This window comes from Pseudoxanthomonas sp. PXM01 (genome assembly GCF_014851815.1).
In the GTDB taxonomy this organism is placed as follows: domain Bacteria; phylum Pseudomonadota; class Gammaproteobacteria; order Xanthomonadales; family Xanthomonadaceae; genus Pseudoxanthomonas_A.
The window spans coordinates 1,167,258-1,192,150 of sequence record NZ_JACVAJ010000001.1 but is presented as its reverse complement, the minus strand read 5'-3'; the positions used below and the strand labels follow the sequence as shown (position 1 = coordinate 1,192,150).

Below are 24,893 nucleotides of genomic sequence, written 5' to 3'. Positions count from 1 at the left end.
TTCGCCCCCATGGTAACGACATGACCCTGCCGATCTCGCTCGCCGAAACCCGTCTCCTCCTCCCTGCCGGGCTGGACCCCTCCGGACTCGACCGTGCATTCGGCACGCTGCTGGGGCCGGGCATCGACTTCGGCGACCTGTATTTCCAGCACGCCCGCCGCGAGAGCTGGACGGTCGAGGACGGCATCGTGAAAGACGGTGCGCATTCCATCGAACAGGGTGTCGGCGTGCGCGCGATCTCGGGCGAGAAGACCGGCTTCGCCTACTCCGACGACATCAACGCGCAGGCGCTGCTCGATGCGTCCAAATCCGCGCGCGCCATCGCCCGTGATGGTGCCGCGCACGCGCCGCGCACGCTGGTGCGTAGCGGCGGTCGCGCGCTGTACGCCGGCGACGATCCCATCGATGCGATGGGCAATGACGCCAAGGTCGAAGCGTTGCGTGCGGTCGACCGTTTCCTGCGTGCCGCGGACCCGCGCGTGCAGCAGGTGACGGTCAGCCTGTCTGGCGGTATCGACACCGTGCTGGTCGCGCGCAGCGACGGCGTCCTCGCCTCCGACGTGCGCCCGCTGGTGCGCCTGAACGTGCAGGTGATCGTTGAACAGAACGGTCGTCGCGAATCCGGTTATGCCGGCATGGGCGGCCGTTACGGCTATGCCGAGCTGTTCGCCGACGGCAAGCCCGAGGATCTCGCACGCGAGGCGCTGCGCCAGGCCTTGGTGAATCTGGACGCCATCGACGCGCCGGCCGGCGTGATGCCGGTGGTGCTGGGCAGCGGATGGCCGGGCGTGCTGCTGCACGAAGCCGTCGGCCACGGCCTGGAAGGCGACTTCAACCGCAAGGGCACCAGCGTGTACGCCGGTCGCATCGGCCAGCAGGTCGCATCGAAGGGCGTCACCATCGTCGACGACGGCACGCTGCCGGGCCGCCGCGGTTCGCTCAACATCGACGACGAAGGCACGCCGACGAACTGCACCACGCTGATCGAGGACGGTGTACTGGTCGGCTACATGCAGGACACGCACAACGCGCGCCTGGTGGGCGTGGCGCCCACCGGCAACGGCCGCCGTGAGTCCTTCGCGCACCTGCCGATGCCACGCATGACCAATACCTACATGCTGGCCGGGCAGGACGATCCGGAGGACATGATCCGCTCGGTGAAGAAGGGCCTGTACGCGGTCAATTTCGGTGGTGGCCAGGTCGACATCACCAGCGGCAAGTACGTGTTCTCCGCAACCGAGGCCTACCTGATCGAAGACGGCCGCATCACCGCGCCGGTGAAGGGCGCCACGCTGATCGGCAACGGCCCGGAGACCATGCAGAAGGTGAAGATGGTCGGCCACGACCTGGCACTGGACCAGGGCGTCGGTGTCTGCGGCAAGGACGGCCAGAGCGTGCCGGTCGGGGTAGGCCAGCCGTCTTTGCTGATCGAAGGCCTGACCGTGGGCGGGACGAAGGCGTGAACCGATGGCGTCTTGTCCTTCTCCCGTCGGGAGAAGGTGCCCCGAAGGGGCGGATGAGGGTGTGGTGGAATCCATGACGCCCGTGTCGCACGGACTTCGCCGGACCCTCACCCCAACCCCTCTCCCGAAGGGAGAGGGGCTATTAGGTAGCGTCTTCGTCGTCCGCCGCATTGGCATCGGCCAGCAGCTCGCGTACCTCGCGGAACAGTTCGCGGAAGGCGCGCGGCGGTTTGTTTTTCGCCTTTTCGTCGGCGGCGTTGCGCACCAGCTGGCGGAGCTTCTGCCGATCGGCGGTCGGGAACGCGTCCAGCAGGTCCGCCAGCGCCTGGTCGCCGTCGGCCAGCAGCCGGTCGCGCCACTGCTCGGCCTGGTGGAGACGGGCGGTTTCGAGCCGCGCCGCTTCGCCGCCTTCGTCCATCGCATCGCGGATCGCCTCCAGCACCTCGTCGTCCTCGCGCCGCATCTGCTTGGCGAGGAACTGCAGCTGGCGCTTGTGCGCGATGTGCGAGGTGATGCGCTGCGTCTCCACGATATGCGGCATCAGGTCCTCGGGAATCGGCAGGCGCGCCAGTTGAGCGGCCGGCAGGGCCACCAGCTTCTCGGCCAGGCCGCGGATCTCCAGCGCCTCACCCCGTTGCTGGGTGCGGCTGGGGCCAAGGAATTCGCCGGTTTCGGGGTCGCGTCCGCGCATGGTGAAGCCTCTCTTTCGGTTCCGCCGCATCGTGCGGAAACCTGATCACATATCGATCCGGCGCCCGGGCGCGGATCACAGGACACAAGGATAAAGCATTGAACGCCACCGCCCTGACTACCCCCGACGACAGCCTCGCCCGGCTCGAACGCCTGGAGACGCTGTCGCAGCGCCTGCTGGAGCGCGCGCGGGCGCACGGCGCCACCCAGGCCGAGGTGAGCTGCAGCGAGGAGACGGGGCTCAACGTCAACGTGCGCCTGGGCGACGTGGAGACAGTGGAATCCACGCGCGACCGGGGCATCGGCGTGACCGTGTACTTCGGCCAGCGCAAGGGTAGTGCCAGTACGGCCGACCTGCGCGAGGAGAGCTTGGAGGCCACGGTCGTCCAGGCGTGCGCGATCGCCCGCTACACCGAAGACGACACGGCCTCCGGCCTTGCCGACGCGGCGCTGATGGCGCGCGAGTTTCCCGACCTGGATGTCTGGCATCCGTGGGCGCTCGAGATGGACCACGCCGTGGACCTCGCGCTCGCGTGCGAAGCGGCCGGTCGCGATGCCGATGCACGCATTGCGAATTCCGATGGCGCATCCGTCGGCAGCGGCGAGAGCCTGTCGGTGTATGCCAATTCCCATGGCTTCATCGGCCGCGAACGCGACACCCAGCACACGATCGGCTGCGCACTGATCGCCGGGCAGGGCGACGGCATGCAGCGCGACGGCTGGTACAGCACGGCGCTGTCGCACCTCGAACTGCAAGACCCGCTCGCCATCGGCCGCAAGGCGGCCGAACGCACCTTGTCGCGCCTGCAGCCGCGGTCGCTGGCCACCGGTGAGTATCCGGTGCTGTTCTCGGCGGAGGTCGCGCGTTCGCTGGTCGGCCACCTGCTCGGCGCGGTCTCGGGCGGTGCGCTGTACCGGAAGGCCAGCTTCCTGCTCGACCACGTGGGCCAGCGGATCTTTCCGGACTGGTTCGCCATCGAGGAGCTGCCGCTGCTGCCGCACGGCCTGCGCTCGTCGGCCTTCGATGCCGAGGGCGTGGCGACGAAGCGCTCGCACCTGATCCGCGACGGCGTGCTGGAGCGCTACGTGCTGGGCAGCTATTCGGCGCGCAAGCTGGGGCTGCAGACCACCGGCAATGCCGGCGGCGTGTACAACCTTCAGGTGAAAGCCAACGCCGGCGGCTTCGACGAGCTGCTGGCGGGCATGCGCACAGGCCTGCTGGTCACCGAGCTGATGGGGCAAGGCGTGAATGGCGTGACCGGCGATTATTCGCGCGGTGCGGCCGGCTTCTGGGTCGAAGATGGCGTGCTGGCCTACCCGGTGGACGGCATCACCATCGCCGGCAACCTCAAGACGATCTTCGCCGGTATCGAAGCGGTGGGCAGCGACGTGGATCGCCGCTCGCATGTCGGTGTCGGATCGCTGCTGGTGGGCCGGATGACCGTCGCGGGCGAATAGGGTCCCGCAAGCGTCGGGTGACCCGCCGTGCCATGGATTGCCGTTATGCTTGGCGAGCGGAGTCCACGGCGGAGCCGTGGTACTCGACAGCCCTACCACCATCCATGGGGAACCCTGCATGAGCGAATTCGACAACGTCACCGCACCGCCGCCGCCGCCGCCGTCCGGCAGCCCGGGCGCCGAGGAAAAGCAGTGGGCGCTGTTCGCGCACCTGTCTTCGCTGGTCGGCCTGATCATCCCGTTCGGCAACCTGCTCGGCCCGCTGGTGGTATGGCTGATCAAGAAGGACACGCTGCCCTTCGTCAACGACCAGGGCAAGGAAGCGTTGAACTTCAACATCACCATCCTGATCGCCGCGATCATCTCCGGCATCCTGACGCTGATCGTGATTGGCCTGCTGCTGCTGTTCCTGGTCGGTATCGCGTGGCTCGTGCTGACGATCATCGCCGCGATCAAGGTCAGCAACGGCGAAGCCTATCGGTATCCGTTCGCGCTGCGCCTGATCAAGTAAGCGATCATCGCGCGAAAGGAAAAAGCCCGGCATCGCCGGGCTTTTTTCATGCCTCCGTTCAATGTGTCCGGTGGATGGCGAGGTCGCCCAGCGCGCGCAGCGCATCGGCGCGACCATCGTAGGGTGCCAGCGCTTCGCGCATCTGCGCATCCAGTTCGGCGAGCTTCGCCTTCGCGCCATCCATGCCGAGCAGGGCCGGGTAGGTCGACTTGGCCTGGGCGATATCCTTGCCGGCGGTCTTGCCCAACTGGGCGGAGCTGGCTTCGATGTCGAGGATGTCGTCACGCACCTGGAACGCCAGTCCCAGCGCGGTGGCGAAGGCGTCCAGCCGTTCGAGCGTCGCCGTGTCGGCGCCTCCGGCCAGTGCGCCCATGCGCACCGCGGCGCGGATCAGCGCGCCGGTCTTCAGCGCATGCATCCGTTGCAGGTCGTCCAGCGACTGCTGCGTACCGGTGGCATCGATGTCGAGCGCCTGGCCGCCGCACATGCCGGCCGCGCCGGAAGCCTGCGCCAGCGTCGCAAGCCAGTCCACGCGCAGCGTTGCAGCGGCATCGGCGGCGGCGAGGTGCTCGAATGCCCGCGTCTGCAGCGCGTCGCCGGCGAGGATGGCGGTCGCTTCGTCGAACGCGATGTGCACGGTGGGTTTGCCGCGGCGCAGGTCGTCGTCGTCCATCGCCGGCAGGTCGTCGTGCACCAGCGAGTAGGCATGGATCAGTTCGACCGCGGCCGCGGGGGCATGCAGCGCGGCTTCGTCAGCACCCAGCAACGTGCCGCTGGCATACACGAGCAGTGCGCGCATGCGCTTGCCACCACCGAGCACGGCGTGGCGCATGGCGGCGTGCAGGCGCTGCGGGGCGGCGTCGGCGGGCGGCAGCGCCCGGTCCAGATAGTCTTCCAGCGCCGTCGCCCAGAGGGCGAAGCGGGGATCAGCGGCCATCGGGGGCGGGAGCGAAGGGTTCGCCGCTCTCGGGCCGTTCGGGGTCGGTGAGCAGGCGCACGCGCAGTTCGGCCTGTTCGAGCGCCGCCTGGCATTGCCGGTACAGACCCACGCCGCGTTCGTAGGCGGCGAGCGAGGCTTCCAGGGTCAGGTCGCCGTGTTCCATCTTCTCGACCAGTTGCTCGAGTTCGTCCAGCGACTGTTCGAAATGGGCGACGCGCGAAGCGTCGGCGGGGGTCTTCTTGGCCATGCGGCAAGTGTGGGGATCGCCTGCGGCCAGGTCAAACAGCAGGCGCCGGGATCAGCCGCGATGCCACACCAGCCGTCGTCCCGCTGCGCGGAGCCAGGCGTCGCAGGCGGCGGACAGGACCAGGTCGCCGGCGGCCCAGAGGACGTCGTCCTGCCACAACAGCGGAAGCTGCCGTCGTTCCCAGGGGGGAATGCCCAACGACTGCAGTACGTCCTTCAAGGCATGCCGGTGCGAGCGGGCAGGAAGTGCGATGCGCTCGCCGCCGCGGCGTCCGGTCACGCGCACCGGCATGTCAAACGGAGCCCCATCGCCTTCCAGTGACAGCCAGCCACCATCGGGCAAGGGCAATGTTTCCGCGCCGCTCCAGTCGGCTTGCCATCCCTCCGGCAGGGCGGGGCGCAGGCGTTCGGCATGCAGCAGATCGCGCCAGCGCCGAACGATCGCGCCGTGCCAGGCGAACTCGGCCTGCGCATCCGGGCGGGCATCGAGCAGTTCCGCATCGATCCTGGCGACGCCTTCGGCAGGAAGCGGCGGCAGCGCGAGCCCGTCGATCCAGCGTCGCAAGGCCCGTGCGCGCGCGGCAGCACCGGCATCGCGCAACGGCGCGACATGCAGGGCGGCCGGATCCGCCGTGGCGGCGGAGGCGAGCAGGTCGCGATCCTGCTTTTCCAGCAGATCGTTGGCCTCGGCACTCAACGCGGCGCTGCGCGCGAAGGCCGCATGCACCTGCGGCCAGCGTTGCCGCAACAGCGGCAGCACCTGGTGGCGCAGGACGTTGCGGTCGAATGCCGTGCCGGCATTGCTGGGATCCTCGATCCACGACAGCGATGCTGCGCGTGCGTATGCCTCCAGGTCGGAACGTGGCGAGTCCAGCAATGGCCGCCACAGCCAGCCCGTGCCGAAGGGACGCCAGGCGCGCATGGCCGCCAGGCCCTCGGGGCCCGAGGCGCGCAATGCCCGCAGCAGGAAGGTCTCTGCCTGATCGTCACGATGGTGGGCGAGGGCGATGATGTCGCCCGCCTGCATCACCTCGGTGAAGACGGCGTGGCGAGCGCGTCGCGCGGCGGCTTCGACGCCCTCGCCCCGCGTCATGTCGACGTGCACGCGATGCACCTGCAAGGGCACATCGAGTGTCCTGCAGAGCGCAGCGCAATGCGTGGCCCAGGCATCGGCGTCCGGCTGCAATCCATGGTGCACGTGGATCGCATGGAGCCCGCCCGCGCGCAGCGTTCCCTCCTGCGTGAGCCGGTGCAGCAGCACCGTCGAGTCCAGTCCGCCGCTGAAGGCCACCCACACGCGTCCCACGACCGGTGGTGGCGACAGGGCCAGCGAGGGAGCAGGGGGGCGGTGCATGCGCCCATGCTAGCGGCGATGCGTGCCGGGTGCAGCCGGCGCATGCCTGCGATCGAGGTGGCGTTGACGGCGCGTGAACCGGTTCATGGCGATCATGGGCAGGACACGCCACGAAGGAGAACGCATGACGGCTTCGACCGCCTCCCCCTCTGCGCAGGAACAACAGCGGCAGCGCGCCCTCGATCGCTATCACGTGGTGGACAGCTTGCCGGCCACCGTCTACGACGACCTGGTGCAAGTGGCCGCGGCGCTCTGTGGCACGCCGATCGCGGTGGTGTCGCTGATCGACCGCGATCGCCAGTGGTTCAAGGCGCGCCTCGGACTGGAGGATCACGAAACCACGCGCGACACTGCCGTCTGCGATCACGCGATCCGCCAGCCGGACGAGCTGCTGGAGGTCCAGGACCTCAGCGAGGACGCGCGCTTCAACGACTTCCCCATCGTCACCGGAGACCTGAAGGCGCGCTTCTACGCGGGCATGCCCCTGGTGACCGGCGAAGGCGAGGCCATCGGCACGGTCTGCGTCGTCGACACGCAGCCACGTCGGCTCAACGGACAGCAGAAGGCCTCGCTGCGGTCGCTGGCGCGGGTGACGATGGCCTTGCTCGACGCGCACCGCGCGCACCATGACGTCCAGGCGCTGGCCGCGCTTCAGTCCGATACGTCTTCCCCGGTGTCAGCGGCCGTCTCCGCAGCGGACAAGCCGGACGCGACAGGTCCCGTGTACACCGTGGCCATCATCGAGGTGCAGGGCATGGCCGAGGCCGCTCGACGGCTGGGCGATCGTGCGCTGGAGCGGCAGCTGCAGGCATGGGCCCCCGACTTCGATGCCTGCGTGAAAGCCGCCCAGGGCGACCACGTCAGCCGCGTCACCGACAGCCCCGAGTACATTGCGCTGCTGCATGGCGACAGCCGTGAGGACTGCGTGGAAGCGCTTCGACAGCAGGCGAAAAGGGTGGGGCAGCGCGATGGGTTGTCGCTGCTGGTAGGCGCGGCAACCGCGTCGCCGGGCGAGGTCCTGCATCGGGTCTACCTGCGCGCGGAGGAAGACCTCAGCCTGCAGAAGGACATCGCGGCGAACGCACGCGCCGCGGCCTGACGCTTCACTGCACGCGCTGCAGGATCACGATCACCGCGCCGGCGCAGCAGGCCGAAACGAACAGGCCGAGGACGAGGTGCTGGCTGGCGCCGTTCCGGTGGAAGCGCCAGCGGTTCACCGCCAGCACCGCGATCAGCACCACGACGAACACCGCCGTGGGCAGATACCACCACGGCATCGAAAGCAGGTTCATGTCGCCTCCGGGCATCGCGGCGGAGAAAGCCGCGATGTCAGGGTGCGCCGGGTGCATCGCCGTCGCCTTGATCGCAATCAAGCCGCGGACGCGGCGCTGGGCGCTCAGGCGCGTGGCAGGGCCGCCAGTTCCCGCTTGGCCACCTCGATCCAGTCGCGCTGCTCGCGCTGGTAGTAGCGCGGCGCGGCGTCGGAGCGGTCGAGGATTTCCTGGAACACGCTGCGCGCGCGGGCGTGCTCGCCCTGGCGCTTCAACAGCAGACCGTAGCGGGCGCGTGCTTCCTCGCCCGGGTAACCCTGCACCACGGCTTCGTATTCGTGGAGGGCCGCCGCCGCGTCGGCGGTGTCCTCGACCGCGCGTGCGTACAGCAGATGGCCGTCGGCGGAGCGGAAGCCGGGGTTGGCGGCGATCAGCGCGTCCAGTGTCGCGCGTGCCTTCGCGGACTCGCCCAGTCCGAACTGCGCTTTGGCCAGCCCCAGCATCAGGTCCGGGTCGGTGGCGTACAGGCCTTTCAACGCTTGCTCGAACAACTCGGCCGCGTGGGCATAGTCGCCGCTGCGCAGGCTCTCGTCGGCCAGCCGCCTGCGGTTTTCCGGCGTGTCAGCCGCCTTCAGCAGCCTGGCCGCATCGCGGCGGTCGCGGTCCGGATCGATGCGGTTGCGCACATTGCGTACCGTGCGGCGCGCCGACGGATGGTGGCGCAGCTCGGGCAGGATTTCGGCGATGAAGTAGACGATCGCCGAGAGGAACGGGAACACCAGCAGGATGAAGACCCAGTACAGCGGACGTCCGGTACGCACCACGTGCACGCAGCAGGCGATCTGCACGGCGTAGGTCAGCAACAGGAGTGGGCTCATGCTGGAGTGGCGTGCCGGCGGAGGAGGGTCAAGCATCCGTCATCCGCGCGGTCGGCGCCAGCGCAGAGAAGAGGCCGGTATGCGCGTGCGCCGCGCTGCGTTGTGCGGCGCCTGTCACAGCCACACGGGCGACCGCTCTGCGACGATGCCGCGTCCTGCCATCGGATGGCGCACGGTCCGCTTCGGGGAAAGAAGTGGACGTGCTGCCGACGTTCCCCACGCGTCCCCCACGGAGTCGGTGCCCGATGTATTCCCCCATGTTCGTCCGGCGCCCCCGCGCGTCGGTGTTGTCCTTGCTGGCCCTGATGTCGCTGGCGGCGTGCTCCGCTCCGGCCGACGAGTCGGGCGATGCGCCGTTCTGGAGTCGCGCGCGTCCCATGTCCGCGTCCACCCAGATGGACGCTGGCGCGACGGCGATCGCTGCGGCCGCCGAACCGCAGGCGGCACCGCCGAAGAACATCAACGTCGATCCCGTGCCGCCGGCCCGCTATCGCATCGCCAGCGTGCTGAGCGGCCTGTGCATCGAGGTCCGTGACGGCAGCACCGCCAACGGAACGCCGCTGGTGCAGTCGGCCTGCGACGCCACGCTGCATCGGCAGTTCTACGACGTCATGGAGACCGCAGCCGGGCAATACCGCCTGCGCAACCTGGCGACGCAGAAGTCCGCCGACATTCCCGCCGCTTCCACCGCCGATCACGTCGTCGTGCAGCAGTGGGACGACAACGGCAGCGGTGCGCAGCGGTTCCGTCTGCAGCGCATCGACACCAGCGATCGCTATCGCATCGTCAACGTCAACAGCGGCAAGTGCTTGGGCATTGTCGGTGCGGCGGTCGCAGCGGGAACCGCGGTCGAACAGATCGCCTGCGCGACGGTGCCGGCCCAGCAGTTCCGCCTGGGCGCAGGTGAGCCGCAACCGGTGCGGCAGAATGGCTCGCAGCCGCTGTTGCCGCCACCGCCCGCGGTGCCGCCGTCGGCCACCTACCAGCCGCTGCTGTGGCCCGACGACGCGGCGCCGATCCATTACACGCAGGACGATGGCACGCTGGTCACGCATGTCGGTGGCCGCGTGCGCGACCGCCATGCGCGCGAGCCCATCGTCGACGACAGCTACCAGGTGTTCCCGCCGCACTACTTCGAGCGGCGTACGCACGAGATCCTGATCTACGACGATGCCGTGCCTGGCACCTCCGGCGAGCAGCGCGTCCTGACCGTCGTGGTGAAGCCGCAGCACTACTGGTACGGCACCAACTTCCGCCACGGTTACATCGGCCGGCGCAGCGAGGATCCGCTGGAGCCGACGTCGGTGGCGCTGTACGCCGATAACGGCGGCATGAAGCTGCTGCCCGGTGGCGTGGCGGCGCAGACGCCGATCGCCAACTATGCACAACTCGGTCAGGATCCCAACGGCAACTACACGCCGCCGGCGGGCACGCCGGGCAACGCCTTCGTGCTGGTGAAGGAGATCCGCACCGCCGCCAACGAGGCCCACCGGGCGCTGCGCAAGGGCGATCTGGTGGAGTTCGAACTGGGCATCTTCCTGGCGGGCAATCCGGACGTCATCGGCCGCTTCAACTACTACGCCGAGGCACTGGTCTACCGCGCCGGATCGCACGGCATCGTGTCGTGGTACCGCGGGCCGGGTTACGGCGTGCAACGGCCGCTGGATTCGCTGGCGATGCCGGCCGGAGCGCTGTCCGCCGGTCCATGGATGACGCTGCACGAGGACACCTCCAGCGAACCGTTCCGCATGCTGCAGCAGGCCTCGCACAACATCGCCGGCTACAACATGCAGCCGTGGGCAGAAGGGCGCCGGCTGATCCATACTTCCTTCGCCAGCGGTCGTCACTCGGAGGAAAGCAACACCGTCTTCACCGCGCACGCGGGCAAGGCCGCGCCACGTTTCTCGCAGACGCGCTGCGTGGATTGCCACACCGGCAATGGCCGCAGTTCGCCGGTCGTCGGCGCACCGCTGAACCGCCTGGGGGTGTTCGTGGGCGTGGCGGGTGCAGGTACGCAGGCACCGGATGCACGCTTCGGCCTGCGGTTGCAGCAGGGCACTTACCGCGAAGCCGGTGCGAACATCGATGGGCGCGAAGCCGAGCTGGTGCTGACCGGCTACACCGAACTGCCGGGCCGCTACGCGGACGGCACAGGTTACGTGCTGCGCCGGCCGAACTACGCCCTGCGCGATCGTGCCGGCCAGCCGCTGGCGTTGCCGACCGCATTGTCCGTGCGCGTCGCGCCTTCGTTGATCGGCCTCGGTCTGCTGGAGGCCGTGTCCGAGCAGCAGTTGGAGCGACTGGCGCTGGCGCAGCGGGGCGATCCCGACGGCGTGGCCGGGCGACTGCAGATCGTGGCCGATCCGCGCGATGCGGGTGTCAGCCGAGTCGGCCGCTTCGGCTGGAAGGCGGCTGCCGCCACGCTGGAGCAGCAGGCCGCGCTGGCGTTCAACACCGACATGGGCGTCACGTCGCCGCTGATGTCGTCACTGGAATGCGCGCGCGGCAGCCAGGGCACGGCCTGTGCGCAGGTCGACACCGGCAGCGCGAAACTGACCGCGGCCGACATCCATCAGACCACGCTCTATCTGAGCCTGCTGGGCGTGCCGCCGCGACGCGACTTCGACAACCCGCTGGAGCAGGATGCACAGGCACGGACGCGCCAGTTGCGCGTCAAGCGTGGCGCGCAGGTGTTCGAGGCGGCGCGCTGCAGTACCTGCCATGCACCGGAACTGCAGACCGGCCACCATCGGTTCGTCGAGCTGCGCTACCAGACCATCCGTCCCTACAGCGATCTGCTGCTGCACGACATGGGCCCTGAACTGGCCGACACCTATGTCGAAGGCCGGGCCACCGCGCGCGAATGGCGCACGCCGCCGCTGTGGGGCCTGGGCGTGGCGGCGTCGATCGATCCCAACGTGCGCTACCTGCACGATGGTCGCGCGGCCACGCTGGAAGAGGCGGTGTTGTGGCACGGCGGCCAGGGAACGGCGGCGAAGCAGCGGTTCGAGGCGATGAGTGCCGAGGACCGGCGCGCGCTGGTGGATTTCCTCAAATCGCTGTGACCGCGCGCTCCGCCCTGTGGGCGGGACCTACGGAGTCGCAACAACCTTGAGTCTTTCGGCACAGTCCGGTGGCGAGAGTCGGGCCACCGCGCGTGGAAGCGCGGCATCGGGATCGAATCCTGTGGCCCGCGCAGCGAGGTCGCGATAACGCTGGCCGAACCGTTCCGGGTTGCGGCAGGGATCGTAGTAGGAAGGTCCCTTCATCAGCGCGATGAGCAGCAGGCGTTCCTCAGGGACGAGCTCGGCCAAGGGGCGGCGATACCAGGCGTGCGCCGCCTGCTCGATACCCGTGGCGTTGCGGCCGAATCCGCTTTCCGCGAGCAGCGTGTCGACCATCCGGTCCATGCGCCAGTGGCGGCTGACCTCGATCGTGGCGGCCAGGTTGATGAGGTGCCAGCGCGTCGCGCCTGCCTGACCCGCTTCTCGTCGGATCATCAGGGCGCGTCCTGCGTGGCCGAGCAGCCGCAGCTGGGAGCCGAGGGGTTCGCGTTGCCGGCCCGCGTTGTGCCAGAGCCCGTAGCTCCAGACGCTGAGGGGATTCAGGCGCGGCACGTCTTCGATGCCGCCCGCTTCCATGTCCAGGTAAAGCGCGCGCAGCTCGGGCGCAGCGCGGTAGCGAGTCGGCTCGAGGTCGTCGGGAAGGCCGGACACCCCATAGGCATACAGACCGAAGCACAGGCCCACGACGAGTACGGCGAGGGCCAGCAGGGTTCCGAGGAGGGCTCTGATCCAGGCCATCCCCGGCGAAGGCTCAGGCGGCCTCGTAGGCGCCGTAGCCGCGCAGACGCTCGTAGCGCTTCTGCAGCAGTTGCTCCACCGGCAGCTGGTCCAGCGCGTCCAGTTCGTTGAGCAGCACGGCCTTCAGGCGCACGGCCATCTGCCGCGGATTGCGGTGCGCACCGCCGATCGGCTCGCGCACCACCTTGTCGACCAGGCCCAGCCCGTGCAGGCGCTTGGCGGTCAGGCCGAGCTGCTCGGCGGCATCCTTGGCCTTGGCGGCGTCCTTCCACAGGATCGACGCGCAGCCCTCCGGCGAGATGACCGAATAGGTGCCGTACTCCAGCATCAGCGTGCGATCGCCGACGCCGATCGCCAGAGCGCCGCCACTGCCGCCCTCGCCGATCACCGTGCAGATGATCGGGATCTTCAGTTCGGCCATTTCCATCAGGTTGCGTGCGATGGCCTCGGACTGGCCGCGCTCTTCCGCACCCACGCCAGGATACGCGCCCGGCGTGTCGATGAAGGTCAGCAGCGGCAGCTTGAAGCGCTCGGCCATCTTCATCAGCCGCAGCGCCTTGCGATAACCCTCGGGGCGCGGCATGCCGAAGTTGCGGGCGATCTTGCTCTTGGTGTCGCGGCCCTTCTGGTGGCCGATGATCATCACGCTGCGGCCGTCGATTCGGCCCAGGCCGCCGACGATGGCGGCGTCGTCGGCGAACGCGCGGTCACCCGCCAGCTCCTGGAACTCGTCGCAGAACACCTTGATGTAGTCCAGCGTGTACGGCCGCGCAGGATGGCGGGCCAGCTGCGAGACCTGCCACGGCGACAGGTCGCGGAAGATCTGCGCCGTGCGCACCCGCAGCTTGTCCTGCAACGCATGGACCTCGGCATCGACATTCACCGCCGGGCCGGTGCTGGCGGCGCGCAGGTCCTGGATCTTGGCTTCCAGGTCGGCGATGGGCTGTTCGAAGTCGAGGTAATTCGGATTCATCTGCGGGCCATGGGCCGGAAAGGGGGGAAGTGTAGCCGAAGCGGTCCGGCGGTCACGTACGGGGGGGTAGGGCCGTGATGGCGCGCACGCGGCGCGTCAGTTCGCCCAGGGCCGGCTGAAAGCGGGCTTGGCCGCACGCACGCCGGGCATGGCGCGCAGGGCGTCGAGCAGCTCGGCATCCACGCGGACGGCCTTCTGGCCGTTGAGGTCCAGCATGCCGGCGATCGCAGTGCTGTCGGCGGTCATCAGCAGGTCGAGGCGCAGCGGTGTGCCGCCGGGCCGATGGCGCGACAGCAGGGCGTCGACGCGTTCCCACAGCCCGGGCACTCGCAGGTCCAGGCGCAGCTGCAGGCGGTGCGCATGCTGCTGGCAGAGCTGCGCGTAATCCCACACCTGGCGGATGCGCAGGCTGTAGCCACCGCTGAACTCGTCCTCGCGCAGGCCGCCCTTGATGACCAGCACGCGGTCGCGCGTCATCAGCGCGCCGAACTCGGCCAGCGCGTCGGAGAACGCGCTGCATTCGATGCGGCCGCGGCCGTCTTCCAGCTGCACGAAGACCTGGCTGTCGCCCTTCCGGCGGATGCCGACGACCTGGCCCGCGACGATCGCATTGACCTCCGGTCGCCAACCCTTCTTGTCGCCGCCGGACGAACTGGACCAGATGCGGTCCAGCTCGCTGAGGTCACTGCCGACCAGCGAGCGCAGGTCGTCGCGGTACGGGTCCATCGGATGTCCGCTGAGGTAATGCCCCAACGTTTCGCGTTCGCCATGCAGCACCTGCATCAGCGGCCACTCGTCGGTGACCTGCAGTTCGACGTGGATGTCGTCGCCACCGCTGCTGGAGCCGAACATGTCGACGATGCCGGCATTGCGGTTCTTGCTGATCTGGTCGATGGCCTTCAACACCTCCGGCAACTGCAGCGCCAGCGAGGCGCGGTTGCGGCCCAGTGCGTCCAGCGCGCCGGCGTTGATCAGCGCTTCCAGCGCGCGCTTGTTGAGCTTGGAGGAATCGACGCGCTTGCAGAAGTCGAACAGATCGCGGAACTCACCGCCGTCGCGGCGCGCGTCGACGATGCTCTCGCACACGCCTTGGCCGACGCCCTTCACCGCGCCCAGGCCGTAGCGGATGCTGTTGGCATCGGTGGCCACGAACATGAAATCCGAATGGTTCACGTCCGGCGGCATCACGTTGAGGCCGAGGCCACGCGCTTCGTCGAGGAAGCCGACCACCTTCTCGGTCTTGTCCATGTCCGACGACAGCGTGGCGGCCATGAACTCGGACGGATAGTGCTTCTTCAGCCAGGCCGTCTGGTAGGCGACCAGCGAGTACGCGGCGGCGTGCGACTTGTTGAAGCCGTAGCCGGCGAACTTCTCCATCAGGTCGAAGATTTCGTCGGCCTTGCGCTCTTCCACGCCGCCCTTGGCCGCACCCTCGCGGAAGATTTCGCGATGCTTGGCCATTTCGGCCGGCACCTTCTTGCCCATCGCGCGGCGCAGCAGGTCGGCGCCGCCCAGCGAGTAGCCGCCGACGATCTGCGCCATCTGCATGACCTGCTCCTGGTAGACCATGATGCCGTAGGTCTCTTCCAGCATGGTCCGCGTGCGCGGGTCGGGATACTCGAATTCCTCGCGGCCGTGCTTGCGCTCGACGAACGAGGGAATCATGTCCATCGGGCCGGGACGGTACAGCGCGTTCAGCGCGATCAGGTCCTCGAAGCGGTCGGGCTTGGCTTCCTTCAGCGCACGCCGCATGCCCGTCGATTCGAACTGGAATACCGAGCCGGTATTGCCGTTGGCGAACACGTCGCGGTAGACGCTGGCGTCGTCCAACGGGATGGTGGTGATGTCCACCGGCGGCACGCCCGCGCGCGCATGGCGCAGGTTGATGGCCTTCACCGCCCAGTCGATGATCGTCAGCGTGCGCAGGCCGAGGAAGTCGAACTTCACCAGGCCGACCGCTTCCACGTCGTCCTTGTCGAACTGGGTGACCGGGTTCTTGCCGCGTCCGCCTTCGTCGTGTTCGGCGAACAACGGGCAGAAGTCCGACAGCGGCGACGGCGCGATCACCACACCACCGGCGTGCTTGCCGGCGTTGCGTGTGAGGTCTTCCAGCTGGCGCGCCAGGTCGATCAGGTCGCGGACGTCGTCCTCGTCGCGGTAGCGGTCGATCAGTTCCTGCGAGGCGGCTTCGCTGCTGCCTTCGCCCATCGCGTCCTTCAGCGACACGCCGAGGATGTTCGGGATGAGCTTGGCGACGCCGTCGACCAGGCCGTACGGGAAGCCGAGCACGCGGCCGGCGTCGCGCACTACCGCCTTCGCCGCCATCGTGCCGTAGGTGATGATCTGGCTGACGCGGTCGCGGCCGTACTTGCGCGCGACGTAGTCGATCACCTCGTCGCGGCGGTCCATGCAGAAGTCGATGTCGAAGTCGGGCATCGACACGCGTTCCGGGTTGAGGAAGCGCTCGAACAGCAGGCCGTACGGCAGCGGGTCCAGGTCGGTGATCTGCAGCGCCCACGCCACCAGCGAACCGGCACCCGAGCCACGGCCGGGACCGATCGGGATGCCGTGGTGCTTACCCCACTGGATGAAGTCGGCCACGATCAGGAAGTAGCCGGGGAAACCCATCTTGCAGATGGTGTCCAGCTCGAAGTCGAGGCGCTTCTCGTAGTCCTCGCGGGTATGGCCGGGCGCCAGCGGATTCTTCTCCAGCCGTGCCTTCAAGCCGTCGTGGGACTGGCTGCGGATCCAGCTGTCCAGCGTTTCCTCGTCCGGCACCGGATACGCGGGCAGGAAGTAGGTGCCCAGCCGCATTTCGATGTTGCAGCGCTGCGCCAGCGCCAGCGTGTTGTCGATCGCGTCGGGCACGTCGGCGAACAGCTCGGCCATCTGCTCGGCCGACTTCATGTACTGCTCGGCGCTGTAGTCGCGCGGACGCTTGGGATCGTCCAGCACGCGGCCCGAGGCGATGCAGACGCGCGCCTCGTGCGCGTCGAAATCGTCCGGCGACAGGAAGCGCACATCGTTGCTGGCGATCACCGGCAGGCTGCGCGCACCGGCGGCATGCAGGGCGAAGGCGTTGAACGCTTCTTCGCCATCGCGCTGCGTGCGCGTCAGTTCCAGGTGCAGGTCGTCGCCGAAGGCGCGCTGCCAGTCGGCCAGGTGCTGCTCGGCGAGGTCATGGCGACCGGTCAGTGCCAGGCGGCCTGCCAGGCTCTGCCGGCCCATGATCGCGAACAGGCCCTGGTGGTCGGCGCGCAGCCAGTCCGGATCGATGGCGACGCCGTCGGTGCGGTGGCCTTCCATCCACGCGCGCGACAGCAGGCGCGACAGCGACAGGTAGCCTTCGCGATCACGGCACAGCAGCGTCACCGGCCACGGCGCGTCGCTGCCGTCGGCGACCAGCAGATCGGCGCCGGCGATGGGCTTGATGCCCACGCCTTCGGCGGCCTTGTAGAACTTCACCAGCGCGAACAGGTTGTTGCGGTCGGTGACCGCGAGCGCGGGCATGCCCAGTTCCACCGCCCGACTCAGCAGGTTGGCCTGCTTGGCTTTCTTGGGATCGGCATGGTCCGGCTTCTCGGGCACGCGGATGATCGAATCCGCGAGCGAGAACTCGGTGTGCAGGTGGAGGTGGACGAAACGGGAAGACATGCCGGCTCGGAGTGCTGTCGGGGCAGCGTACCGGCGGGGGTGGGGTGGGGCAAGGCTTGACTTTCCGGCGTCGCGGAACGGCCCGCAAACGACAAAAAAAGAGGCCGCCCGGGGAAAGGCGGCCTAGGGGAAAACCCGAGGGCTCGGGGTGGGGTGGGCGCGGCTCTCTGCGGAGCCGCGCCCGGATTGAATGGAGGCGGATCAGTGGATGCGGAACATCGGAACCGGTTCAGGGGCGTAGCTGCTGAAGCGCACCTGTCGCAGGTGCCACTCCAGTGCCGCCTCGGCATGGCGTGCGGCTTGCCAGTCGGCGCGGGTATAAGCCAGCGTCTCGGGTGGGCAACCGCGCAGTTCTGCTTCGAGACTGCGCAGGCGACGGAAATCAAGATAGTGAGCGGTCTCGTCCGCGATCAGCAGCCAGGTGGCTTCGTCGAGCTGCGTGTCGCCATCGCGGAGCGAAGCAGCGGCCTGCAGCAGGCGCGCACGCAAGGCGGCATCCTGGGACCAGTCACGGTCGGCCAACAGGCTGCGCAGCAGTTGCGCGCGCGTGTCGTCGATGGGACGTGGCGGATGAGGAGAGGAAACAACGGCATGCAACACGGTCATGGCGCACCTCGTGGGGGAAGAGGGCTCCCGGCGCAGGGAGCGCGGGATGCAGGGCCATGGTGCCCTTGCGATGCGATATGCGCGCCTGCTGGAAGCCATCGTGACCATGGGCACCGTGCCGATGGTCACGCGCGGTGACGCGCGCGGTCAGCGCCGGTCGAGTGCCTTGCGCACGGGCGCGAAGCTATGCCGGTGGTGCGTGCACGGACCGTGCTGCGTCAGCGCGGACAGGTGCGCGGGTGTGGGATAGCCCTTGTGCACGTCGAAGCCGTACTGCGGGAATGTCGCATGCAACTGCACCATCAGGCGGTCGCGCGACACTTTCGCCAGGATCGAGGCGGCCATGATCGCCGGTTCGATGGCATCGCCGCCGACCAGCGTTTCCGCCATGCAGTTCAACCCTTTCGGCGCGCGGTTGCCATCGATGCGGACCAGCTCCGGAAACGGCCGCAGCGCCATGACGGCCCGGCGCATGCCTTCCATCGTCGCCTGCAGGATGTTGAGGCGATCGATCTCGTCGGGCTCGACGAAGGTGACGTGCCATGCCAGGGCACGTTCCTGGATCAACGGAAACAGCGCTTCGCGTTTCGCTTCGCTGAGCTGCTTGGAATCGTTCAGTCCTGCGATGGGCCGGCACTCATCCAGGATCACCGCCGCGACGGCGACCGGTCCGGCTAGCGGGCCGCGACCGGCTTCGTCGACGCCGGCAATGAGGCGAACGACGGGATCCGGGAACAGCGAGGAGCCCGTCATCGGGAACGGCCGACTGTAGGAGCGACGTAAGTCGCGACCGCGCCCCGCCGAATCACGGATGTCGCGATGACGAACGCGTCGCAACGCGCCCGGTGGGTGAACAACGGGGTGGCGCAGCGCCGGTCCGTGCGGTCGCGACTCACGTCGCTCCTACAGGGGGAGCGATCAACGCCGCCACCGCATCAGCGGCACTCGCAGAAGCATCTTGCCGCAGTTGCGCATGCAATCGCGCATAGATCGGTTGCAGCGCGGCGACCGCGTCCGGCTCGCGGAACCAGCGCAGGACGGCAGCCGACAGCTGCTCGGGCGTGCAGTCGTCCTGCATCAGTTCTGGCGCGATGTCCTCGCCCGCCAGTACGTTGGGCAGGGCGTAGCGCTCGACTTTCAACAGCCCCAAGCCCTTGACGATGCGGTAGGTCAGCGGCGCGATGCGGTAGCCGACCACCATCGGTCGTTTGCACAGCATCGCTTCCAGCGTGGCGGTGCCGGAGGCGAGCAGCACCACGTCGCTGGCGATCATCGCATCGCGCGCGTGTCCATCCAGCAGATGCCACGCCTCGTCGGCACCGTGTGCGGCCAGCTGTGTCTCGAGAGCCTGTTTGCAGGCGGCGTTGGCGGCCGGCACCACGATCTGCAGGCCAGGACTCTGCCCGGCGACCCGTCGCGCGGCTTCGAAAAATGCCGGTGCCAGTCGCCCGATCTCGCCGAGCCGGCTGCCCGGTAGTACGGCCAGCACCGGTGCATCCGACGACAGCCCGAGCGCCGCGCGTGCCGCGGCCCGGTCCGGCTGCAGCGGGATGTCATCGGCCATCGGATGGCCGACGAAACGCGCATCCACGCCGTGTTTCGCGTAGATCGGGGGTTCCATCGGGAACAGGCAGAGCACGCGGTCGGCGCTTCGGCCGATCTTCTCGGCGCGCTTTTCGCGCCACGCCCAGACCGACGGACTGACGTAGTGCACCGTGCGGACGCCGCGCTCCTTCAGCCAGCGCTCGATGCCGAGATTGAAGTCGGGCGCATCGATGCCGACATAGACATCGGGCTTCCAGTCCAGCACGCGCTGGCGGAACGCCTTGCGCAGGCGCAGCAGGCGCGGCAGATGGCGCAGCACTTCGGCCAGGCCCATCACCGCGAGTTCGTTCGCGTCGAACCAGGTATCACAGCCTGCGGCGCGCATCGCGTCGCCACCGATGCCGGCGAATTCCGCGTGCGGGAAGCGTTGCCGGAGCGCAGCGATCAGGCCTGCGCCGAGGCCATCGCCGGACGCTTCGCCGGCGCACAGTGCGATGCGCAGCGGCAGTGCGGCGGGAGTCGCGTCGCCGGGCTCCCGCACCGGGTCCATCAGCGCTGCAGCGGCCGGTCGCCGCTTTCGATGAACTGCAGCAGTGCCTTCACGTCATCGCTGGCAGTGGCCTGCTCGGCAAGTTGCTGCTTGGCTTCCGCCAGTGGCAGGCCGGCTACGTACAGCGTGCGATAGGCGCGCTTGATCGCGGCAATGCGATCGGCATCGAAGCCGCGCCGTTTGAGCCCTTCGCTGTTGATGCCGCGCGGGCGGCCGGCGGCGTCGCCCGCGACCATCGTGAAGGGCGGCACGTCGCCGCTCAGCAGCACGCCCATGCCGATGAAGGCGTGCGCGCCGACACGGCAGAACTGGTGCACGCCGGCGAAGCCGCTCATGATCACCCAGTCCTCGACAGTCACGTGGCCGGCCAGGGTGGAGTTGTTGGAGAACACGCAGTGGTTGCCGACGATGCAGTCGTGCGCCACGTGCGTGTAGGCGAGCAGCATGTTGTCGCTGCCGACGCGGGTGATGCCGCCGCCGGTACCGGTACCGCGGTTCAGGGTGACGAACTCGCGCACCTGGTTGCGATCACCGATGACCAGCTCGACGCGCTCGCCCTTGAACTTCTTGTCCTGCGGATCGCCGCCGATCGCAGCGTGGCCGACGAACACATTGTCGCGGCCGATGCGGGTGGGGCCGGTGACGGTGCAATGCGGACCGATCACCGTGCCGTCGCCGATCTCGACGTCCGGGCCGATGTAGGCGAACGGCCCGATGCGCACGCCTTCGCCCAGCACCGCGCCGGGATCGACGACCGCGCTGGGATGGATGGCGGTGGGGGCGCTCATCTCAGCGGGTGTCCTCGGCGCACAGCACGTCGGCACAGGCGACCTGTTCGCCGTTGACCGAGGCCACGCCGGTGTAGAAGGCCATGTTGCGAATCAGCCGCTTCAGGGTGACGTCGAGGTCCAGGCGATCGCCCGGCACCACCATGCGGGTGAAGCGCGCGTTCTCCACCTTCACCATGTAGAACATGCGGCCCGCGGTATCGCCCTGGTGCGAGAGTTGCGTCAGCAGGCCACCGGCCTGCGCCAGCGCCTCGATGATCAGCACGCCGGGCATGATCGGACGGTCCGGGAAGTGACCGGTGAAGAAGGGCTCATTCTGGGTGATGTTCTTGTAGGCCAGCACGCGCTTGTCCTTTTCGAACTCCACCACACGGTCCACCAGCAGGAACGGATAGCGGTGCGGCAGCAGCTTGCGGATGGTGGCGGCGTCGATCGGTAGTTGCAGGTCTAGGGTCATCAGGATTCCTTGTCGGCTGCCAGCACCCGTCGTGCGAGGGCGTCCAGTTGCTTGAAGCGGGCGGCGTTCTTGCGCCAGGTACGGTTGTCGGTGAGCGGCGTGCCGCTGGAGTATTCGCCGGGCTCGGTGATGGAACTGGTCACCAGCGACATGGCGGTGACCACCACGCGGTCGCAGATCTCCAGATGGCCCAGGACGCCGGCCGCGCCGCCGATCAGGCAGTAGCGGCCGATGCGCGCACTGCCGGCGGCGGCGCTGCAGCCGGCCATCGCGGTGTGCGCGCCGATGCGGACGTTGTGGCCGATCTGGATCTGGTTGTCGAGGCGGACGTCTTCTTCCAGCACCGTGTCGTCGAGCGCGCCACGGTCGATCGTGGTGTTGGCACCGATTTCGCAATCGTCGCCGACCACTACGCCGCCGAGCTGCGGCACCTTGATCCAGTGGCCGCTGTCCATCGCCAGGCCGAAACCATCGGCGCCGATCACGGCGCCGGGATGGACCAGCACGCGATGACCCAGACGCACGCGCGTGACCAGGGTGACGCGGGCGACCAGTTCGCAGCCATCGCCGACCACGCAGTCGTCGCCGATCACGCAGCCGGGGCCCAAGACGGCGCCTTCGCCGACGGTACTGCGCGCCCCGATAACGACGAACGGGCCCACATGGGCACCAGGCGCGACACGCGCACTCGGATCGATGACGGCGCTCGGATGGATGCCCGGCTCACGCAGCGGCTTCTGCTCGAACAGCGCCGCCATCTTGGCGAACGCGGTGTACGGGTCCTTCGCGATCAGCACGGCGCCGGTGGCATCCGCGGCGTCATCCGCGCGCAGGACGACCACGCTCGCCCGGCTGTCCGTCAGTTGGCCGCGGTAGCGGCTATTGGCCAGGAAGGCGAGCTGCCCCGGCTCGGCGCGGGCCAGGGTGGCCACGCCGTCGATGCGCAGGTCGATGTCGCCGCGCAGCTCCAGCCCGAAGCGGGCGGCCAGTTCGCCGGTGGTGAAGGAGGGGTGGGTCATAGGCCGCGTAGTTTAGCCCCTGCGGCCCGCGAACCGCTTTCACGGTGGCGTATGGTGAACAGCAGAAGGGGGGCTTGCGCCCCCCCTGTCTGCGGTCCGGGTTGTCTGGCGCCTACGTCAGAACGCGCCGCCGAAGGTGAACTGCAGGCGCTCCAGCTCGTCGCCGTCTTCCTTCTTGATCGGGAAGGCATAGCTGATCGAGATCGGGCCGACCGGCGCACGCCACAGCAGGGCGACGCCCGTCGAGGCGCGCAGTTCGCCTGCGTCGAAGTTGTCCGTCCCGTCGAACACGTTGCCGAAGTCGAAGAACGCCGAGACGCGTGCCGCGTTGGAGTCGAACAGCTTCGGGAAGATCAGCTCCACCGAACCCGTGGTCTTCAGCGAACCGCCCAGCGGCTGGCCGCGATAGCCTGCGATCACTTCCGAGCGCGGGCCCAGCGTGTTGTCGCGGAAGCCACGCACCGAGCGCGTACCGCCGGCGTAGAAGTTCTCGAAGAACGGCAGGCCGGTGGCGACCAGTGTCTTGTCCAGCGTGCCGCCATCGGCACACGTGCCGTCGGCACCGGGTGCGGTGGTGGTGCCCTGGCCCGGGATCTGCGGATCCGAACCGTTCGCGCGGCAGATGTAGCGGTAGGTGTCGGAGCCGTAGCTGTCGCCGTAACCGACTTCCGCGCGGGTGTTCAGCACGAACGAGGGGCTGAGCGACCAGTACTTGGAGAACTCGTAGTTGAGCTTGTAGTACTGCACGGTGGAGCCGGGCAACGCGATCTCGGCCGACACGCGCTGGTAGGTGCCGCCGGTAGGCATGAAGTAGTCGTTGCGCGTGTCGCGTGCCCAGCCGATCTCGGTGCGCCAGGCATGGAAGGTGCGCTGGCCGACCGCATCGATGTAGTCGATGATCGACTGCGGCGTGGAGCCGCCGAACGTCAGGATCTCGTTGCTGTCGATGCCGAACAGCAGCGAGACGGTGTCGTTCTCGGTGATCGGCAGGCCCAGGACGCCCTGCGCTGCCGCGCTGGTGGTCGAGTACTGGGCGGTGTTGAAGTCCGAGTAATCGAACTCGCGCCACCACAGGTTGTAGCCCAGCGACATGCCCTCGTCGGTGAAGAACGGGTTCGTGTACGAGAACGAATAACGCTGCAGGTAGTCGCTGCGCTGCGCTTCGACGGACACGCGGTTGCCGCCGCCGAGGAAGTTGTTCTGCGACAGTTGGATCGACGTGGTCAGGCCGGACAGCTGCGAATAGCCCAGGCCGAACACGAAGCTGCCGGACGTGGTTTCCTTCACGTTGAAGACCACGTCGACCTGGTCGTTGGTGCCCGGCACGGGCGTGGTCTCCACGTCGACGGTCTCGAAGTAACCCAGGCGGCGCAGGCGCACGCGCGAGCGGTCGACCGCGACCTGCGAGAACCAGCTGCCCTCGAACTGGCGCATTTCGCGACGCAGCACTTCGTCCGAGGTTCGCGTATTGCCCTTGAACACGATGCGGCGCACGTTGACGCGCGGGCCCGGCACCACCTGCAGGTTGATCGCGACGGTGCGGTTCTCGCGATCGACGGTCGGGATGGGATTGACCTCCGCGAACGCGTGGCCGATGTTGCCCAGCGTGGCGGTGATCGAGTCGGCGGTCATCTCCAGCAGGATGCGGGAGAACGTCTGCTCCGGCTTCACGATCACCAGCTTCTCGATCTCCTCCTTGGGCAGCACGGTATCGCCCGTGACCTTGACGTCGGAGATCTTGTACTGCTCGCCCTCGGTGATGCCGGCGGTGATGAACATGTCGCGCTTGTCGGGACTGATCGACACCTGCGTGGAGTCGATGTTGAAGTCCACGTAGCCGCGGTCGAGGTACCAGGAGTTCAGGCGCTCCATGTCGCCCGACAGCTTTTCCTTCGAGTACTGGTCGTCGCGGCGGTACCACGACAGCCAGCTGGATTCCTTGGATTCCCAGTTTTCCAGCAGGTCTTCGGTGGCGAACTTCTCGGCGCCGACCACATTGACGTGCTTGATCTTGGCGGCCTTGCCTTCCTTGACCGCGATGGTGACGTCGACGCGGTTGCGGTCCAGCGGGCTGACGGTCGGGGTGATCTCGACGTTGTACTTGCCGCGGTTGTTGTACTGGCGCACCAGTTCCTGCGTCACGCGGTCCAGGCTGAGGCGGTCGAAGGTTTCGCCCTCGGCCAGGCCGATGTCCTTCAGGCCCGAGGTCAGGTCCTCGGTCTTGATGTCCTTGTTGCCGGTCAGCGTCAGCTTGTTGATCGCCGGCCGCTCGGTGACCGTGACGACCAGGATGTCGCCCTGGCGGTCGAGCTTCACGTCCTCGAAGAAGCCGGTCTTGTAGAGCGCGCGGATGGACTCGCCCACGTTGGTCGGCGTGACGACATCGCCACGCTCGATCGGCAGGTAGGTCAGCGCCGTACCGGTCGAGATGCGCTGCAGACCGTCGATGCGGATGTCCGTCGCCGTGAACGAGCCTTGGCTCAGCGGCGCGGCGGCCAAGGGCGCGGCAGCGGGTTCCGTCGTCTGGGCCAGTGCCGGCATGGCGATGGCCGAAGCCAGGGCGAGGGCAAGCAGGCGGCGGGAAGGCAGTCGCGTCATCATTACATCCGGTTGGGGTGGTTCCTGCGGAGCAGGAGTGGACTGCGGGGCAGCGGTCCGGGGTGCAGCAAGGGGAGGGGCGGCCACCT

Annotated in this window: 21 protein-coding genes; 5 read left to right on the top strand and 16 right to left on the bottom strand. The window is 68.2% G+C overall.

Annotated elements, in window-relative coordinates:
* Positions 1–20: 20 nt before the first annotated feature.
* Complete coding sequence (gene tldD / locus IB230_RS05390; protein WP_192269663.1) at positions 21–1,463, top strand: metalloprotease TldD; 1,443 nt, start codon at positions 21–23, stop codon at positions 1,461–1,463.
* A gap of 142 nt (positions 1,464–1,605) precedes the next feature.
* Here the strand turns inward: tldD and yjgA are convergent, their stop codons facing one another.
* A complete protein-coding gene (gene yjgA, locus IB230_RS05385; protein WP_192269659.1) occupies positions 1,606–2,154 on the bottom strand; it encodes a ribosome biogenesis factor YjgA in 549 nt (182 codons plus the stop codon).
* Between the two features lie 98 nt (positions 2,155–2,252).
* Here yjgA and pmbA point away from each other — a divergent pair, with 98 nt between their 5' ends.
* Positions 2,253–3,611 (top strand): metalloprotease PmbA, encoded by a 1,359-nt coding sequence (gene pmbA, locus IB230_RS05380; protein ID WP_192269656.1) that lies wholly within the window; start codon positions 2,253–2,255, stop codon positions 3,609–3,611.
* A 118-nt stretch (positions 3,612–3,729) separates the two neighbouring features.
* The gene (locus tag IB230_RS05375; protein WP_192269652.1) at positions 3,730–4,122 is read left to right on the top strand and encodes a DUF4870 domain-containing protein; all 393 of its coding nucleotides are present in this window, start codon (positions 3,730–3,732) and stop codon (positions 4,120–4,122) included.
* Positions 4,123–4,180: 58 nt separating this feature from the next.
* Here the strand turns inward: IB230_RS05375 and IB230_RS05370 are convergent, their stop codons facing one another.
* From IB230_RS05370 to tilS, 3 genes are read right to left on the bottom strand one after another with little or no spacing between them, the layout of a single operon-like run.
* A complete protein-coding gene (locus IB230_RS05370) occupies positions 4,181–5,059 on the bottom strand; it encodes a polyprenyl synthetase family protein (RefSeq protein ID WP_192269649.1) in 879 nt (292 codons plus the stop codon).
* Complete coding sequence (locus IB230_RS05365; protein ID WP_192269646.1) at positions 5,049–5,309, bottom strand: exodeoxyribonuclease VII small subunit; 261 nt, start codon at positions 5,307–5,309, stop codon at positions 5,049–5,051. The genes IB230_RS05370 and IB230_RS05365 overlap by 11 nt, the downstream gene beginning before the upstream one ends.
* A 51-nt stretch (positions 5,310–5,360) precedes the next feature.
* Positions 5,361–6,662 carry a tRNA lysidine(34) synthetase TilS gene (tilS, locus tag IB230_RS05360; protein WP_192269643.1) on the bottom strand — a complete coding sequence of 434 codons (1,302 nt, stop codon included), beginning with the start codon at positions 6,660–6,662 and terminating at the stop codon, positions 5,361–5,363.
* A 124-nt stretch (positions 6,663–6,786) separates the two neighbouring features.
* On the opposite strand from tilS, the gene IB230_RS05355 reads away from it, so the two are divergent.
* Positions 6,787–7,761, top strand: a complete 975-nt coding sequence (locus IB230_RS05355; RefSeq protein ID WP_192269640.1) for a GAF domain-containing protein — start codon at positions 6,787–6,789, stop codon at positions 7,759–7,761.
* Between the two features lie 4 nt (positions 7,762–7,765).
* On the opposite strand, the gene IB230_RS05350 is transcribed toward IB230_RS05355, so the two are convergent.
* Both IB230_RS05350 and IB230_RS05345 read right to left on the bottom strand, forming a co-directional pair.
* Entirely contained in the window at positions 7,766–7,954 is a 189-nt protein-coding gene (locus IB230_RS05350) for a hypothetical protein (protein ID WP_192269636.1), read from the bottom strand.
* Between the two features lie 104 nt (positions 7,955–8,058).
* Positions 8,059–8,811 carry a tetratricopeptide repeat protein gene (locus IB230_RS05345; RefSeq protein WP_192269633.1) on the bottom strand — a complete coding sequence of 251 codons (753 nt, stop codon included), beginning with the start codon at positions 8,809–8,811 and terminating at the stop codon, positions 8,059–8,061.
* Between the two features lie 245 nt (positions 8,812–9,056).
* Between IB230_RS05345 and IB230_RS05340 the strand changes: the two genes are divergently transcribed.
* Positions 9,057–11,876 carry a di-heme oxidoredictase family protein gene (locus tag IB230_RS05340; RefSeq protein ID WP_192269630.1) on the top strand — a complete coding sequence of 940 codons (2,820 nt, stop codon included), beginning with the start codon at positions 9,057–9,059 and terminating at the stop codon, positions 11,874–11,876.
* Positions 11,877–11,903: 27 nt separating this feature from the next.
* Here IB230_RS05340 and IB230_RS05335 read toward each other — a convergent pair whose 3' ends face one another.
* The 10 genes from IB230_RS05335 to bamA all read right to left on the bottom strand — a co-directional run bounded on the left by IB230_RS05335 (position 11,904) and on the right by bamA (position 24,804).
* On the bottom strand, positions 11,904–12,614 hold the full coding sequence (locus tag IB230_RS05335; protein ID WP_192269627.1) for a transglycosylase domain-containing protein: 711 nt from the start codon (positions 12,612–12,614) through the stop codon (positions 11,904–11,906).
* A gap of 13 nt (positions 12,615–12,627) precedes the next feature.
* A complete protein-coding gene (locus IB230_RS05330) occupies positions 12,628–13,587 on the bottom strand; it encodes an acetyl-CoA carboxylase carboxyltransferase subunit alpha (protein WP_162337596.1) in 960 nt (319 codons plus the stop codon).
* A gap of 96 nt (positions 13,588–13,683) precedes the next feature.
* Positions 13,684–17,241, bottom strand: coding sequence for a DNA polymerase III subunit alpha (dnaE, locus tag IB230_RS05325; protein ID WP_192269624.1), 3,558 nt, complete (start codon positions 17,239–17,241; stop codon positions 13,684–13,686).
* Between the two features lie 201 nt (positions 17,242–17,442).
* Entirely contained in the window at positions 17,443–17,847 is a 405-nt protein-coding gene (locus IB230_RS05320) for a hypothetical protein (RefSeq protein WP_192269621.1), read from the bottom strand.
* Between the two features lie 147 nt (positions 17,848–17,994).
* Complete coding sequence (gene rnhB / locus IB230_RS05315; protein WP_192269618.1) at positions 17,995–18,600, bottom strand: ribonuclease HII; 606 nt, start codon at positions 18,598–18,600, stop codon at positions 17,995–17,997.
* A 139-nt stretch (positions 18,601–18,739) separates the two neighbouring features.
* Positions 18,740–19,942 (bottom strand): lipid-A-disaccharide synthase, encoded by a 1,203-nt coding sequence (gene lpxB / locus IB230_RS05310; protein WP_192269615.1) that lies wholly within the window; start codon positions 19,940–19,942, stop codon positions 18,740–18,742.
* A complete protein-coding gene (lpxA, locus tag IB230_RS05305) occupies positions 19,942–20,730 on the bottom strand; it encodes an acyl-ACP--UDP-N-acetylglucosamine O-acyltransferase (protein WP_192269612.1) in 789 nt (262 codons plus the stop codon). Before lpxA ends, lpxB begins: the two co-directional genes overlap by 1 nt.
* A gap of 1 nt (position 20,731) precedes the next feature.
* Positions 20,732–21,187: a 3-hydroxyacyl-ACP dehydratase FabZ gene (gene fabZ / locus IB230_RS05300; protein ID WP_062354858.1), complete on the bottom strand. Its 456-nt coding sequence runs from the start codon at positions 21,185–21,187 to the stop codon at positions 20,732–20,734.
* A complete protein-coding gene (gene lpxD / locus IB230_RS05295) occupies positions 21,187–22,206 on the bottom strand; it encodes a UDP-3-O-(3-hydroxymyristoyl)glucosamine N-acyltransferase (protein WP_192269609.1) in 1,020 nt (339 codons plus the stop codon). Before lpxD ends, fabZ begins: the two co-directional genes overlap by 1 nt.
* Before the next feature lie 117 nt (positions 22,207–22,323).
* On the bottom strand, positions 22,324–24,804 hold the full coding sequence (bamA, locus tag IB230_RS05290) for an outer membrane protein assembly factor BamA (RefSeq protein WP_192269606.1): 2,481 nt from the start codon (positions 24,802–24,804) through the stop codon (positions 22,324–22,326).
* Positions 24,805–24,893 lie beyond the last annotated feature (89 nt).

Excerpts from the sequence above, each read along its gene's own strand:
- tldD (WP_192269663.1), top strand. The coding sequence starts at position 21 with ATGACCCTGCCGATCTCGCTCGCCGAAACCCGTCTCCTCCTCCCTGCC.
- yjgA (WP_192269659.1), bottom strand. The coding sequence starts at position 2,154 with ATGCGCGGACGCGACCCCGAAACCGGCGAATTCCTTGGCCCCAGCCGC.
- IB230_RS05375 (WP_192269652.1), top strand. The coding sequence starts at position 3,730 with ATGAGCGAATTCGACAACGTCACCGCACCGCCGCCGCCGCCGCCGTCC.
- IB230_RS05370 (WP_192269649.1), bottom strand. The coding sequence starts at position 5,059 with ATGGCCGCTGATCCCCGCTTCGCCCTCTGGGCGACGGCGCTGGAAGAC.
- IB230_RS05365 (WP_192269646.1), bottom strand. The coding sequence starts at position 5,309 with ATGGCCAAGAAGACCCCCGCCGACGCTTCGCGCGTCGCCCATTTCGAA.
- tilS (WP_192269643.1), bottom strand. The coding sequence starts at position 6,662 with ATGCACCGCCCCCCTGCTCCCTCGCTGGCCCTGTCGCCACCACCGGTC.
- IB230_RS05355 (WP_192269640.1), top strand. The coding sequence starts at position 6,787 with ATGACGGCTTCGACCGCCTCCCCCTCTGCGCAGGAACAACAGCGGCAG.
- IB230_RS05350 (WP_192269636.1), bottom strand. The coding sequence starts at position 7,954 with ATGAACCTGCTTTCGATGCCGTGGTGGTATCTGCCCACGGCGGTGTTC.
- IB230_RS05345 (WP_192269633.1), bottom strand. The coding sequence starts at position 8,811 with ATGAGCCCACTCCTGTTGCTGACCTACGCCGTGCAGATCGCCTGCTGC.
- IB230_RS05340 (WP_192269630.1), top strand. The coding sequence starts at position 9,057 with ATGTATTCCCCCATGTTCGTCCGGCGCCCCCGCGCGTCGGTGTTGTCC.
- IB230_RS05335 (WP_192269627.1), bottom strand. The coding sequence starts at position 12,614 with ATGGCCTGGATCAGAGCCCTCCTCGGAACCCTGCTGGCCCTCGCCGTA.
- IB230_RS05330 (WP_162337596.1), bottom strand. The coding sequence starts at position 13,587 with ATGAATCCGAATTACCTCGACTTCGAACAGCCCATCGCCGACCTGGAA.
- dnaE (WP_192269624.1), bottom strand. The coding sequence starts at position 17,241 with ATGTCTTCCCGTTTCGTCCACCTCCACCTGCACACCGAGTTCTCGCTC.
- IB230_RS05320 (WP_192269621.1), bottom strand. The coding sequence starts at position 17,847 with ATGACCGTGTTGCATGCCGTTGTTTCCTCTCCTCATCCGCCACGTCCC.
- rnhB (WP_192269618.1), bottom strand. The coding sequence starts at position 18,600 with ATGACGGGCTCCTCGCTGTTCCCGGATCCCGTCGTTCGCCTCATTGCC.
- lpxB (WP_192269615.1), bottom strand. The coding sequence starts at position 19,942 with ATGGACCCGGTGCGGGAGCCCGGCGACGCGACTCCCGCCGCACTGCCG.
- lpxA (WP_192269612.1), bottom strand. The coding sequence starts at position 20,730 with ATGAGCGCCCCCACCGCCATCCATCCCAGCGCGGTCGTCGATCCCGGC.
- fabZ (WP_062354858.1), bottom strand. The coding sequence starts at position 21,187 with ATGACCCTAGACCTGCAACTACCGATCGACGCCGCCACCATCCGCAAG.
- lpxD (WP_192269609.1), bottom strand. The coding sequence starts at position 22,206 with ATGACCCACCCCTCCTTCACCACCGGCGAACTGGCCGCCCGCTTCGGG.
- bamA (WP_192269606.1), bottom strand. The coding sequence starts at position 24,804 with ATGACGCGACTGCCTTCCCGCCGCCTGCTTGCCCTCGCCCTGGCTTCG.